Consider the following 11883-nt stretch of genomic DNA (forward strand, 5'->3'; position numbering starts at 1 on the left):
CGGCTGATGGCGCGCCTGAAGATGGCGGAATTGCCGCGTAACGCGAATCCCACGCGTGTGCGCAACCGCTGCTCCACCACTGGCCGCCCGCGCGGCTATTACCGCAAGTTCGGCATCAACCGCATCGAGCTGCGGGATCTTGGCAATAAAGGCCTGATCCCCGGCCTGACCAAGTCGAGCTGGTGAGGATCTAGACCATGGCATTGACCGATCCCCTGGGTGACATGCTCACCCGCATCCGCAACGGCCAGCGCGCGAAGAAGGACAGCGTCCTCTCGCCCGCTTCGAAGCTGCGTGCGAACGTCCTCGAAGTGCTCCAGCGCGAAGGCTACATCCGTGGCTACAGCGAAGACGCTTCGGGCAAGCACGCACAGCTGCGGATCGAACTGAAGTATTTCGAGGGCGAACCTGCGATCAAGCATGTCGCTCGCGTCTCCAAGCCTGGCCGCCGCGTCTATTCGGGTTCGAAGGAACTTCCGATCGTGCGCAACGGCCTCGGCATCACCATCGTCTCGACGCCCAAGGGTGTGCTTTCGGATGCCGAAGCCCGCACCGAAAACGTCGGCGGCGAAGTGCTGGCGGAGGTGTTCTGATGAGCCGCATCGGCAAAAAGCCGGTCGCGATCCCGAGCGGGGTCGAGGCCAAGATCGACAGCGACATGCTTTCGGTGAAGGGGCCCAAGGGCACCCTGACCATGGGTCTGTCGGACCTGATCGACTACAAGCTCGAAGACGGCGCGATCTCGGTCAAACCGGCCAACGATACCCGCGCCGCGCGTAACCACTGGGGTATGCAGCGCACGCTCGTGTCGAACCTGGTCGAAGGCGTGACCGAAGGGTTCAGCAAGGTCCTCGAGATCAAGGGCGTCGGCTATCGTGCGCAGGCGCAGGGCAAGAAGCTCAAGCTTCAGCTCGGCTATTCGCACGACGTCGATCTCGACGTTCCCGAAGGCCTCGAGGTGAAGACCCCGGACCAGACCACGGTCGAAATCTCGGGTATCGACAAGCAGAAGGTCGGCCAGTTCGCTGCCGAAGTCCGTCGCTGGCGCAAGCCCGAACCCTACAAGGGCAAGGGTATCGCCTACCGCGGCGAGTATATCTTCCGCAAGGAAGGGAAGAAGAAGTAAGATGGCAAAGCTCTCTCTCTTTGAACGTCGCCGTCGCCGCGTCCGCACCGCGCTTCGCAACGTGTCGGGTGGCAAGCCCCGCCTGTCGGTCCACCGCACCGGCAAGCACATCTACGCGCAGATCATCGACGATGCTGCCGGCAAGACCGTTGCCGCTGCCTCGACGCTGGGCGCGAAGGGCTCGGGCGCCAATGTCGATGCCGCCAAGAAGGTCGGCAGCGATATCGCCGCTGCTGCCAAGAAGGCCGGCGTGACCACCGTCGTGTTCGATCGCGGCGGCTTCCTGTTCCATGGCCGCGTCAAGGCGCTGGCCGACGCCGCTCGCGAAGGCGGGCTGGAGTTCTGATGATGGCTGACGAAAACAAGACCGAAGAAGCCGTGACGGCCGAAACCGAAACCGCTGTGACCAACGAGCAGCCGGCTGTTGCCGACACGCCGTCGGAAGCTGCCGCCAACCAGTCGCCCGCTCAGGGTGCCGAAGGTCAGCCCCGCCAGGGCCGTGGCCGTGGTGGCAATCGCGAAGGCGGCCGTGGCCGTGGTCGCGGTCGTCGCGACGATCGCCGCCGCGAGGAAGAAGACGACGGCATCATCGAGAAGCTCGTCCACATCAACCGCGTCAGCAAGACGGTGAAGGGCGGTAAGCGCTTCGGTTTCGCTGCTCTCGTGGTTGTCGGTGACGGCCAGGGCCGCGTCGGCTTCGGCAAGGGCAAGGCCCGCGAAGTGCCTGAGGCGATCAGCAAGGCGACTGCCGCTGCCCGCAAGAAGATGATCCGCGTCGCGCTGAAGGAGGGCCGCACCCTCCATCACGACGGCAAGGGCCACTTCGGCGCCGGCAAGGTGACCGTCCGCACCGCGCCTCCGGGTACCGGCATCATCGCCGGCGGTCCGATGCGTGCCGTGTTCGAGAGCCTCGGCGTTGCCGACGTGGTGACCAAGTCGGTCGGCACCTCGAACCCCTACAACATGATCCGCGCCACCTTCGACGCGCTGCAGGACCAGACTTCGCCGAAGTCGGTTGCGCAGCGTCGCGGCAAGAAGGTCGCCGACCTGCTCGGTCGTGGTGGCGCTTCGGAGGCCGAGGCTGAAGCCGACGCCGCCGCTATCGCGGAGTAAGATCGATGGCCAAAGCGAAAACCATCAAGATCAAGCAGGTCGGTTCGCCGATCCGCCGTCCCGAAAGCCAGCGTCAGATCCTCATCGGTCTGGGGCTGAACAAGATGCACAAGGTCGTCGAACGCCAGGACACCCCCGAGGTGCGCGGCGCGATTGCCAAGATCCCGCATCTGGTGACCGTGGTCGACTGATCGATCCGACCTTTATCGGACAGAAGGGCCGGGCAGCGCGCAGCGTTGCCCGGCCTTTTCTATTTCGTCGCCGGGCCGCGGCAGTGCCCGTACACCAGCACCTCGATGTTCCAGCCTTTCATCATCGGCTCCGAGGCCAACAGCGTGCAGTGCTCGCGCTCGTAGGCACGCACCAGTGCGGCGGTTTCCCGGTTGGTCACCGCGGTGGTCCGATCGACGATCACGCTTGGGCGCAGCGCCAGCAGCCGTTCGACTTCGGGCAGAGTCGCGATGTGGCTGACGTTGCGCTCCGACGCCTGGTGCAGGTGATTGGGGAAGGCGAGCGGGGTGGGAAAGCGCGTGTCGGTCTGCGTGTAGAGCAGCGGAGGCCCGTCGTAGACGAGCAAGGGGCCGCCGTCCCGCCCGCGTTCGACTGCATCGACGAGCCTTGCCATCGCGGCTTTGGCCTCGCGCGTGTCCGCGAAATCGAAGAAGGAATAGAACAGCACCGGCATGACCGCGGCCGAACCGAGCAGGAACGCCCCGGTGCGCGGTCGGGCCAAGGCAGCAGGCGCCAGCGCGCACAGCGGCACGAGCACGGGCAGCGTGTAATGCAGGTAGAAGGCGGGCACCGAGAAGAAGCCGACCAGCGCTGCGAGTATCCATCTGCCGAAGAAGAGGCGCGTGGGGCCCCGAACCTTCAGCAATGCCACGCTGCATGCGGCGAGCAGCGGCAGTGCCATCAGGCCGAGGACCCACAGCCGCTGCCATCCGCCATTGTCCTCGACCGGCTTGCGCAGGTTCGACAGCACCATCGCGGTCCAATATTCGCCCCAATAGCCGTGCAGCGCATACCAGAGGGCGAAGGCGGCGGTGGGGGCGGCACCGAGGGCGGCCCAGCCTGCAACGCGGAGAACGGTCGCTCGGATTATCCCGGCCGATCGGATTTGGAAGGTCGCGGCAAAGAGACCGAAGAATAGTGCCTCGAATACGGCGGTGGTCTTGATCGTGATCGCTACCCCGGCGAGCAGCATGGCGCAGGCGACCAGAATTCCGCCGCGCCGGCCGTCCAACCGGGGCAGGGCGGCCAGCAGCATCGCGGCCGCGATCGCCATGAAGAGGTTGTAGAAAACCGGGCTTTGCCCGCCCTGGCCGTTGAACAGGCAGAGCGACAGCAGGTAGATCGCGCCACCCGCCAGCGCCTGCCCGTGCGAGACCAGATTGCGCGCCAGCGCATAGACCGCCACCGCGGTCGCACCGGCGAACAGCATGGCCGCGATCTGATAGGCGATATAATTGTCCGAAAGCGACGCGATAGCGGCGAACAGCAGGAAATGACCGGGCGGCTTGCGGTCCCACACATCGACGAAGGGAATGGCGCCCTTCGCCACTTCGACGCCGGAGGCGAAGTAGAACGTCTCGTCGACATGGAGATCGGGATGGCCGAAGGTCGCGACGCGGGTGAGGAAGGCCAGCGCGATCAGCGCCGCGGCAGCGAGCGTCCATTCGCGCGCCCCGATCCCGCCGACAGCGCCCTTCATTCCCCGGTCGGGGTGTTGCCGCAGCATATTCTCCAAGACCCTGCCCCATGCTTATGAAACCGCCGCCTGCGCTGTCCCGATTGAGGGGTCGACAAGCACGGCCAAACAGACTATCGGCGCCCCCTTCCCAACAGCGCGTACCCCATCAAGGGGCGTTAGAAAGCGAAAGCGAGTGCACTATGAAACTGAATGACATCCGCGACAACACCGGCGCACGAAAGGACCGCATCCGTGTCGGTCGCGGCATCGGCTCGGGCAAGGGCAAGACCGGCGGCCGCGGCCAGAAGGGCCAGAAGAGCCGTTCGGGCGTTGCCATCAAGGGCTTCGAAGGCGGCCAGATGCCGCTGCACATGCGCCTGCCGAAGCGCGGCTTCAACAACCCGTTCGGCAAGGACTACGCCGAAGTGAACCTGGGCATGGTCCAGAAGTTCATCGACGCCAAGAAGCTCGACGCCAAGGGCGTGCTCGACCACGAAGCGCTCAAGGCTGCCGGCCTCGCACGCGGCGGCAAGGACGGCGTCCGCCTGCTCGGCAAGGGCGAGCTCAAGACCAAGGTCAGCTTCAAGGTCGCCGGCGCCTCGAAGGGCGCCATCGAGGCGGTCGAGAAGGCTGGCGGTAAGGTCGAAGTGATCGCCGCCGACAAGCCCGAGCACGAAAAGAAGGCTGCTCGCGCCGAAGCCAACAAGGCGAAGAAGGCAAAGTAAGCGGGAAAATTCGGGGGGCGGGGTTCGACATTCCGCCCCCCGCTCCCTATCTAGCCTTCCTGTGCCGGGAGGGACCGGCGCCAATTCAGGATTGAACAGATTCCCATGGCATCACGCGCCGACAATCTCGCGAGCAACATGAGCCTCGCAAACTTCTCCAAGGCCACCGAGCTCAAGAACCGCATCTGGTTCACCATCGGGGCCCTGATCGTTTTCCGCTTTCTCAGCTTCGTGCCGCTGCCCGGCGTGAATCCGCTGATCCTGAGCGATCTCTACGACCAGACCCGGGGCGGTATCCTCGACCTGTTCAACACCTTTTCGGGCGGCAGCCTCGAGCGCATGAGCCTCATCGCGCTCGGCGTCATGCCCTATATTACCGCCTCGATCGTGGTGCAGCTCGCCGCTGCGCTGCATCCGACGCTGGCCGCGCTCAAGAAAGAGGGCACCGTCGGGCGGCAGAAGCTCAACCAGTACACGCGCTACGGTACCGTTTTCCTCTGCGCCATCCAGGGCTGGTTCCTCGCCTCGGGCCTCGAAAGCTACGGCGCACAGAGCGGCCTGCAGGCGGTGGTCGACCCGGGCATGATGTTCCGCGTCGGTGCGGTTGTCAGCCTCGTCGGCGGGACCATGTTCCTGCTCTGGCTGGGTGAACAGATCACCAGCCGCGGCATCGGCAACGGTGTTTCGCTGATCATTATGGCGGGCATTGTCGCCCAGTTCCCGACCTTCGTATCGAACATGGGGTCGGGCTATTCGGAAGGCTCGATCGGGACGGGCATCGTGGTCGGCCTGATCGCCATGGTCGTGATCCTGATTCTCGGCATCTGCTTCATGGAACGGGCCCAGCGGCGCTTGCTGATCCAGTATCCCAAGCGTGCCACGCAGCGCGGCATGATGCAGGCCGATCGTTCGCACCTGCCATTGAAGCTCAACACCGCCGGCGTGATCCCGCCGATCTTCGCCAGCTCGCTGCTGCTGCTGCCGCTGACGATCACGCAGTTCGCGGGCAATTCGGTCGATACCGAGAGCACTGCGGGCGGCCTGCTGCAGTCGACGCTGCAATACCTCCAGCATGGCCAGCCGCTCTACATGGCGCTGTATGCCATCGGCATCATCTTCTTCTGCTTCTTCTACACCGCGATCGTTTTCAATCCGGAAGAGACCGCGGACAATCTGAAGAAGAACGGCGGGTTTATCCCGGGTATCCGTCCCGGCAAGCGCACCGAGGAATATCTCGATTACGTGCTGACCCGTATCACCGTGATCGGCGCGATCTACCTGACCATCGTCTGCGTCCTGCCCGAATACATGATTGCGCAGACCGGTGTTCCGCTGTTCCTCGGCGGCACCAGCCTGCTGATCGTGGTCAATGTGACGGTCGACACGATCAGCCAGATCCAGTCGCACCTGCTGGCGCACCAGTATGGCGACCTGATCAAGAAAGCGAAGTTGAAGGGACGCCTGCGTTAAGGCACGGCACGGGCGAAGGGGACTTTACGCAATGGACATCATCCTCCTGGGCCCTCCGGGCGCTGGCAAGGGAACGCAGGCCCAGCGCCTCGTCGAACATCACGGCATGCGCCAGCTGTCGACCGGCGACATGCTACGCGAAACGCGCAAGGCCGACAGCGAGCTGGGCCGCAAGGTCGCCGACATCATGGATTCGGGCGGCCTCGTCTCGGACGAGATCGTTTCGGCGATGATCGATGCCAAGCTGGCCGAGATGGGCCCCGAAGTGGGCGCGATCTTCGACGGCTATCCGCGCACCGCGGCGCAGGCCGAACAGCTCGACGCGATCCTTGCCAAGCACGGCCGCAAGCTCGACCATGTGATCGAACTCGAGGTCGACGAGGACGCGCTCGTCGAACGCATCACCGGCCGTTACACCTGCGCCAAATGCGGCGAGGGCTATCACGACCTCTTCAAGCAGCCCGCGGTTGCCGGTGTGTGCGACAAGTGCGGCTCGACCGAGTTCAAGCGTCGTCCCGACGACAACGAGGAAACCGTGCGCACCCGCATGCAGGAATATCGCGGCAAGACCGCACCGATCCTGCCGGGCTATGAAGCGCGCGGAATCGTCAACCGTGTCGATGGCATGGCCTCGATCGAGGACGTGACCCACGCGATCGACGCGATCCTGGCGCGCTGAGCCGACACGCGTCTTTCAAAGAAGGTCGACATCGCCTAGGACCTCTTCCCACCAAGGGGAGAGAGGAATTATGCGCCTAGCCGTCACCGTCCTGTGTGCTGCCATGCTGGCCGGCGCACCGCCGTTGTCGGCCAAGGTCGCCGAGACGAGCGAAACGGGCTTTTCCACGCAGGACATGGCGGATGTCGCCGCTACGCCGATGGAGACCTGGCTGGCGCTGATCCGGCCGGGCGGGTGGTGGACCGACGCGCATACATGGTCGGGCGACGCCGCCAACATGGCCTTGACCCCGCAGGCGGGCGGCTGCTTCTGCGAACGTATCCCGGGAGAGGACCGCGCCGACGGCTTTTCGCTCGACGGCAGTGTCCAGCACATGACCGTCATCCAGGCCTATCCGCTCAAGGCGTTGCGCATGCGCGGCGGGCTGGGGCCGCTCCAGGGCGAGCCCGCCACCGGCGTGTTGACGATCTCGCTCGAGGAAATCGAAGGCGGCACTCGCATTCGCTGGGAATATGTCGTTGGCGGCTACATGCGGTACGAAATCCCGACGATTTCAAAGGCCGTCGATGGCGTGATGAGCCAGCAGCTCGCGGCCTTGCGCGACCATCTCGGGGCCCTGGTCGGCGAAGCGGCGCCCGACGCCGGATCACACGAGAATGACGCAGTCGAGGAACCGAGCATCGAATCGCAGATCGATGCCTTGCAGGATACCGAATAACAGAGACTGAAGAGCGCCCGTCACAAGGGCGCCGGGGTCGCAATGGTCAACTGGCCCGCTAGGGTACGAGGGGGAATTGCGGCATGGCATCCGTTTACGACAGGCACGTGGACCTTCCGACTTTCATGGAAGGGGTGAAGAGGCGCAATCCGGGGCAGGACGAATTCGTCCAGGCGGTCCAGGAGGTGGCGCAAGATGTGTTCGACTTCATCGAGGACAAGGAAGAATATCACGAGGCGCAGATCCTGCGCCGGATCGTGGAGCCTGACCGGATCGTCAGCTTCCGTGTCTGCTGGGAGGACGACAACCACTGCGTCCGGGTGCAGCGGGGCTGGCGAGTCCAGAACAACAATGCGATCGGGCCCTACAAGGGCGGCATCCGCTTTCACCCGACGGTGAACGAAAGCGTCCTGAAATTCCTCGCCTTCGAACAGACCTTCAAGAATTCGCTCACCGGCCTGCCGATGGGCGGCGGCAAGGGCGGGGCGAATTTCAACCCCAAGGGCAAGAGCGACAGCGAGGTGATGCGCTTCTGCCAGAGCTTCATGACCGAACTCTATCGCCATATCGGGCCCGATACCGACGTGCCTGCGGGCGACATCGGCGTCGGCGCGCGCGAGATCGGCTACATGTTCGGCCAGTACAAGCGGATCACCAATCGCTGGGAGGGCGTGCTGACGGGCAAGGGCACCGAATATGGCGGGTCGAAGATGCGGCCCGAGGCGACGGGCTACGGCGCGGTCTACTTCCTGCGCAACATGCTCCAGCACCAGGGGCAGGATGTCGAGGGCAAGACCGCGGTCGTTTCCGGCTCGGGCAATGTCGCCACGCATGCGGCGGAGAAGATCGTCCAGCTCGGTGGCAAGGTGCTGACGCTGTCCGACAGCGGCGGCTTCATCCACGATCCCGACGGTATCGACCAGGAAAAGATCGACTGGGTCAAGACGCTCAAGAACGAACGGCGCGGGCGGATCAGCGAATATGTCGACCACTTCACCGGCGCCAGCTTCCACGAAGGCAAGCGCCCGTGGGATGTGCCCTGCGATGTCGCGCTCCCGTGCGCGACGCAGAACGAGCTCAACGTGGCCGAGGCGCGCGAACTGGTCGACAACGGCTGCATGGCGGTGGCCGAAGGTGCCAACATGCCGACCACCCTCGAGGGCGTGAAAGTGTTCCACGATGCCCAAATCCTCTATGGCCCGGGCAAGGCCGCCAATGCCGGCGGGGTCGCGGTTTCGGGCCTCGAGATGAGCCAGAATTCGGAGCGGATCAGCTGGAACCACGAACGGCTCGGCCAGATGCTGACCGAATTGATGGAGGGCATCCACGACAAGTGCGTCGAGTATGGCGAGCAAGACGGCTATGTCGACTATGTTCGTGGGGCCAATATCGCGGGCTTCAAGAAGGTCGCCGATGCCATGCTTGCCTTCGGCGTGATGTGAGGGCTTTGACGTTTCGAACGCGCTGGGGTACAAGCAAGCTGTCAAACGGTCGCCGCCCGCGACGGCGGCTCCCTCGCTTTGCGCGCGCAGGACGGTTGACGCGTCCGGCGAATCCTCCTAAGCGCGCGGTTCATTCGACATTGCGGTGAGTCCGGCAGGCGGCAGCCTATGTGCGCCATCCGGGCTTTTTGCGTTAGGCAAGTCCCGCAAATGCCGGTGAATTGAGCGATGAGATAGGGGATCCCGACTGTTCGGCCCCTGTGGAGCATGGAGATTTAAGTGGCTCGTATTGCCGGGGTAAATATCCCCACCAACAAGCGCGTTATCATCGCGCTCACCTATATTCACGGAATCGGCCGGACCAAGGCCGTCGAGATCGCCGACAAGCTCGGCATCGATCATGCGCGCCGCGTGCAGGACCTGACCGACGAGGAAGTCCTGCGCATTCGCGAAACGATCGACGCGGATTTCACCGTGGAAGGCGACCTTCGTCGCGAAACCGCGATGAACATCAAGCGGCTCATGGACCTCAAGTCCTTCCGCGGCCTGCGTCACCGTGCCGGTCTGCCCGTTCGCGGCCAGCGCACCCACACCAACGCCCGTACCCGCAAGGGCAAGGCCAAGCCGATCGCCGGCAAGAAGAAGTAAGCGCGGCTCGTCCGTACGCTTTTCCCTTCTTGAGAATATAGAGGAATATACACCATGGCACGCGAACCCGGCCGTATTCGGCGGCGCGACAAGAAGAACATTTCTTCGGGCGTTGCGCACATCAACGCCAGCTTCAACAACACCATGATCACCATCACCGACGCGCAGGGCAATGCGATCAGCTGGTCCAGCGCCGGCATGATGGGCTTCAAGGGCAGCCGCAAGTCGACTCCCTATGCCGCGCAGGTCGCCGCCGACGACGCGGGCCGCAAGGCCGCCGAACACGGCGTGCGTACCCTCGAAGTCGAAGTGAAGGGCCCGGGCTCGGGCCGCGAGAGCGCGCTGCGCGGTCTTGCGGCGGTGGGCTTCACCATCACCTCGATCCGCGACGTGACGCCGATCCCGCACAACGGGGTCCGTCCTTCCAAACGTCGTCGCGTCTGATCCGTACCTGCCTGGCGGCTCGCTAGCGGGCCGCCGACACACCCTCACGGACCGGACGCTCCCATAAAGAGCTCCGGTCCTGCCCGCATCCGAACCAGGGGATTTTCATGTCCGTCAACATCAAGAACTGGCAGGAACTCAAGAAACCCAATGTCCTTGATATCAAGGATTCCGGCGACAAGGCCCGCAAGGCGACCTTCGTGGCCGAACCGCTCGAGCGTGGCTTCGGCCTGACGCTCGGCAATGCGCTGCGTCGCGTGCTGCTCAGCTCGCTCCAGGGCGCCGCGATCACCTCGATCAAGATCGAGAACGTGCTCCACGAATTCAGCTCGCTCGCCGGCGTGCGCGAGGACGTGACCGACATCGTCCTCAACGTGAAGCAGATCGCGCTCAAGATGGAAGGCGAGGGCATGAAGCGCCTGCAGCTTTCCGCCACCGGTCCTGCCGAAGTGAAGGCCGGCGACATCGCCGTTTCGGGCGACATCGAGGTGATGAACAAGGACCTCGTGATCTGCCACCTCGACGAAGGCGCGACGCTCAACATGGAGCTCACCGCCGACACCGGCAAGGGCTACCGTCCGGCCGTGATGAACCGCCCGGCCGATGCGCCGATCGGCCTCATCCCCGTCGACAGCCTGTATTCGCCGGTCCGCCAGGTGAGCTACAAGGTCGAGAACGCCCGCGTCGGCCAGGAACTCGATTACGACAAGCTTTCGCTGACCGTCGAAACCGATGGCACCGTCACCCCGGAAGACGCCGTGGCCTATGCCGCGCGCATCCTCCAGGACCAGCTGACGCTGTTCGTCCACTTCGAAGACGGCATCCCGCAGCCGACCTCGGCCATGATCGGCCAGGCCGCGGAACCGCAGGAAAGCGACACCAACCAGCTCAACCGCTACCTCCTCAAGAAGGTCGACGAGCTGGAACTGTCGGTCCGTTCGGCGAACTGCCTCAAGAACGACAACATCATCTACATCGGCGACCTGGTCCAGAAGACCGAGGCCGAGATGCTCCGCACGCCGAACTTCGGCCGCAAGTCGCTCAACGAGATCAAGGAAGTCCTTTCCTCGATGGGCCTGCGCCTCGGCATGGACATCCCCGGCTGGCCGCCGGAAAACATCGAGGAAATGGCCAAGAAGCTCGAACAGGAGCTGCTCGGCTGAAGCGATAGGTGAGCCCCGGCGAAGGCTGGGGCTTCCTTCCATCCGGCGCTTGGCCGATGGAGGTCCCAGCCTGCGCTGGGACACGCGATTGGCGAAGGTGACGGCCACCAACGGTCACCGGCTACGGGCTACCTAGAACGGGCCCCTATCGAACGAAGGAAGAGTTACAATGCGTCACAAGATTTCCGGCCGCAAGCTGCAGCGCAAGACCGGCCACCGCAATGCGATGTTCCGCAACATGGCTGCCGCGCTGATCAAGCACGAGCAGATCGTCACCACGTTGCCCAAGGCGAAGGAAATGCGCCCCTACATCGAAAAGCTGATCACGCTGGCCAAGCGTGGCGGCCTTTCGAACCGTCGTCTGGCCCAGAGCCGCCTGCAGGACGAAACGCAGCTCAAGAAGCTGTTCGACGTCCTCGCCGAGCGCTATGCCGACCGTGACGGCGGCTACACCCGCATCATCAAGGCCGGCTACCGCGCAAGCGACGCCGCCCAGATGGCGGTCATCGAATTCGTCGACCGCGACGTCGATGCCAAGGGCCAGGATTCGGGTCCGGTGATGACCGAGGAAGAATTCGAAGACGCCTGAGGCGCTCCTCGATAGAGACAAGCGGGGCCGGACGGGAAACTGTCCGGCCCATTTGTTTTGCGCTCTGCGCGCGGCG

16 protein-coding genes are annotated in these 11883 nt (G+C 64.1%); 15 read left to right on the forward strand and 1 reads right to left on the reverse strand.

Translation table 11 applies throughout. The features are described from left to right. From rpsN to rpmD, 6 genes are all read left to right on the forward strand, one after another. The coding region (gene rpsN, locus ACEQZ0_RS13190) for a 30S ribosomal protein S14 (protein WP_370191431.1) at positions 1 to 186 on the forward strand (186 nt) is incomplete at its 5' end. A gap of 11 nt (positions 187 to 197) precedes the next feature. Continuing rightward, on the forward strand, positions 198 to 593 hold the full coding sequence (gene rpsH, locus ACEQZ0_RS13195; RefSeq protein WP_370191433.1) for a 30S ribosomal protein S8: 396 nt from the start codon (positions 198 to 200) through the stop codon (positions 591 to 593). Beyond that, entirely contained in the window at positions 593 to 1126 is a 534-nt protein-coding gene (gene rplF, locus ACEQZ0_RS13200) for a 50S ribosomal protein L6 (protein WP_370191435.1), read from the forward strand. The genes rpsH and rplF overlap by 1 nt, the downstream gene beginning before the upstream one ends. Position 1127: 1 nt before the next feature. Further along, positions 1128 to 1472, forward strand: coding sequence for a 50S ribosomal protein L18 (rplR, locus tag ACEQZ0_RS13205; RefSeq protein WP_067690102.1), 345 nt, complete (start codon positions 1128 to 1130; stop codon positions 1470 to 1472). Continuing rightward, the gene (gene rpsE / locus ACEQZ0_RS13210; RefSeq protein WP_370191436.1) at positions 1472 to 2239 is read left to right on the forward strand and encodes a 30S ribosomal protein S5; all 768 of its coding nucleotides are present in this window, start codon (positions 1472 to 1474) and stop codon (positions 2237 to 2239) included. Before rplR ends, rpsE begins: the two co-directional genes overlap by 1 nt. A 5-nt stretch (positions 2240 to 2244) precedes the next feature. Then, positions 2245 to 2430: a 50S ribosomal protein L30 gene (rpmD, locus tag ACEQZ0_RS13215; protein ID WP_370191437.1), complete on the forward strand. Its 186-nt coding sequence runs from the start codon at positions 2245 to 2247 to the stop codon at positions 2428 to 2430. A gap of 59 nt (positions 2431 to 2489) precedes the next feature. Here rpmD and ACEQZ0_RS13220 read toward each other — a convergent pair whose 3' ends face one another. Next, positions 2490 to 3950, reverse strand: a complete 1461-nt coding sequence (locus tag ACEQZ0_RS13220) for a hypothetical protein (RefSeq protein WP_370191439.1) — start codon at positions 3948 to 3950, stop codon at positions 2490 to 2492. A 179-nt stretch (positions 3951 to 4129) separates the two neighbouring features. Between ACEQZ0_RS13220 and rplO the strand changes: the two genes are divergently transcribed. The 9 genes from rplO to rplQ all read left to right on the forward strand — a co-directional run bounded on the left by rplO (position 4130) and on the right by rplQ (position 11807). Beyond that, positions 4130 to 4654, forward strand: coding sequence for a 50S ribosomal protein L15 (gene rplO, locus ACEQZ0_RS13225; protein WP_370191441.1), 525 nt, complete (start codon positions 4130 to 4132; stop codon positions 4652 to 4654). 105 nt (positions 4655 to 4759) lie between these two features. After that, positions 4760 to 6124, forward strand: coding sequence for a preprotein translocase subunit SecY (gene secY, locus ACEQZ0_RS13230; RefSeq protein ID WP_370191442.1), 1365 nt, complete (start codon positions 4760 to 4762; stop codon positions 6122 to 6124). A 31-nt stretch (positions 6125 to 6155) separates the two neighbouring features. Next, positions 6156 to 6803 (forward strand): adenylate kinase, encoded by a 648-nt coding sequence (locus ACEQZ0_RS13235; protein ID WP_370191444.1) that lies wholly within the window; start codon positions 6156 to 6158, stop codon positions 6801 to 6803. A gap of 70 nt (positions 6804 to 6873) precedes the next feature. Continuing rightward, positions 6874 to 7521 carry an SRPBCC family protein gene (locus ACEQZ0_RS13240; protein WP_370191445.1) on the forward strand — a complete coding sequence of 216 codons (648 nt, stop codon included), beginning with the start codon at positions 6874 to 6876 and terminating at the stop codon, positions 7519 to 7521. 83 nt (positions 7522 to 7604) lie between these two features. Continuing rightward, the gene (gdhA, locus tag ACEQZ0_RS13245) at positions 7605 to 8963 is read left to right on the forward strand and encodes an NADP-specific glutamate dehydrogenase (protein WP_370191447.1); all 1359 of its coding nucleotides are present in this window, start codon (positions 7605 to 7607) and stop codon (positions 8961 to 8963) included. A gap of 279 nt (positions 8964 to 9242) precedes the next feature. Then, a complete protein-coding gene (rpsM, locus tag ACEQZ0_RS13250) occupies positions 9243 to 9611 on the forward strand; it encodes a 30S ribosomal protein S13 (protein ID WP_370191449.1) in 369 nt (122 codons plus the stop codon). Positions 9612 to 9665: 54 nt separating this feature from the next. Beyond that, positions 9666 to 10055: a 30S ribosomal protein S11 gene (rpsK, locus tag ACEQZ0_RS13255; RefSeq protein ID WP_160607305.1), complete on the forward strand. Its 390-nt coding sequence runs from the start codon at positions 9666 to 9668 to the stop codon at positions 10053 to 10055. Between the two features lie 107 nt (positions 10056 to 10162). Continuing rightward, complete coding sequence (locus ACEQZ0_RS13260) at positions 10163 to 11218, forward strand: DNA-directed RNA polymerase subunit alpha (RefSeq protein WP_221600140.1); 1056 nt, start codon at positions 10163 to 10165, stop codon at positions 11216 to 11218. 169 nt (positions 11219 to 11387) lie between these two features. Next, positions 11388 to 11807, forward strand: coding sequence for a 50S ribosomal protein L17 (rplQ, locus tag ACEQZ0_RS13265; RefSeq protein WP_370191450.1), 420 nt, complete (start codon positions 11388 to 11390; stop codon positions 11805 to 11807). Positions 11808 to 11883: the final 76 nt, after the last annotated feature.

Source organism: Qipengyuania sp. (assembly GCF_964227205.1).
GTDB lineage: Bacteria > Pseudomonadota > Alphaproteobacteria > Sphingomonadales > Sphingomonadaceae > Qipengyuania.

What these genes read in the sequence shown, in the direction of transcription:
- rpsH (WP_370191433.1), top strand. Translation starts at nt 198, where the DNA reads ATGGCATTGACCGATCCCCTGGGTGACATGCTCACCCGCATCCGCAAC.
- rplF (WP_370191435.1), top strand. Translation starts at nt 593, where the DNA reads ATGAGCCGCATCGGCAAAAAGCCGGTCGCGATCCCGAGCGGGGTCGAG.
- rplR (WP_067690102.1), top strand. Translation starts at nt 1,128, where the DNA reads ATGGCAAAGCTCTCTCTCTTTGAACGTCGCCGTCGCCGCGTCCGCACC.
- rpsE (WP_370191436.1), top strand. Translation starts at nt 1,472, where the DNA reads ATGATGGCTGACGAAAACAAGACCGAAGAAGCCGTGACGGCCGAAACC.
- rpmD (WP_370191437.1), top strand. Translation starts at nt 2,245, where the DNA reads ATGGCCAAAGCGAAAACCATCAAGATCAAGCAGGTCGGTTCGCCGATC.
- ACEQZ0_RS13220 (WP_370191439.1), bottom strand. Translation starts at nt 3,950, where the DNA reads ATGAAGGGCGCTGTCGGCGGGATCGGGGCGCGCGAATGGACGCTCGCT.
- rplO (WP_370191441.1), top strand. Translation starts at nt 4,130, where the DNA reads ATGAAACTGAATGACATCCGCGACAACACCGGCGCACGAAAGGACCGC.
- secY (WP_370191442.1), top strand. Translation starts at nt 4,760, where the DNA reads ATGGCATCACGCGCCGACAATCTCGCGAGCAACATGAGCCTCGCAAAC.
- ACEQZ0_RS13235 (WP_370191444.1), top strand. Translation starts at nt 6,156, where the DNA reads ATGGACATCATCCTCCTGGGCCCTCCGGGCGCTGGCAAGGGAACGCAG.
- ACEQZ0_RS13240 (WP_370191445.1), top strand. Translation starts at nt 6,874, where the DNA reads ATGCGCCTAGCCGTCACCGTCCTGTGTGCTGCCATGCTGGCCGGCGCA.
- gdhA (WP_370191447.1), top strand. Translation starts at nt 7,605, where the DNA reads ATGGCATCCGTTTACGACAGGCACGTGGACCTTCCGACTTTCATGGAA.
- rpsK (WP_160607305.1), top strand. Translation starts at nt 9,666, where the DNA reads ATGGCACGCGAACCCGGCCGTATTCGGCGGCGCGACAAGAAGAACATT.
- ACEQZ0_RS13260 (WP_221600140.1), top strand. Translation starts at nt 10,163, where the DNA reads ATGTCCGTCAACATCAAGAACTGGCAGGAACTCAAGAAACCCAATGTC.
- rplQ (WP_370191450.1), top strand. Translation starts at nt 11,388, where the DNA reads ATGCGTCACAAGATTTCCGGCCGCAAGCTGCAGCGCAAGACCGGCCAC.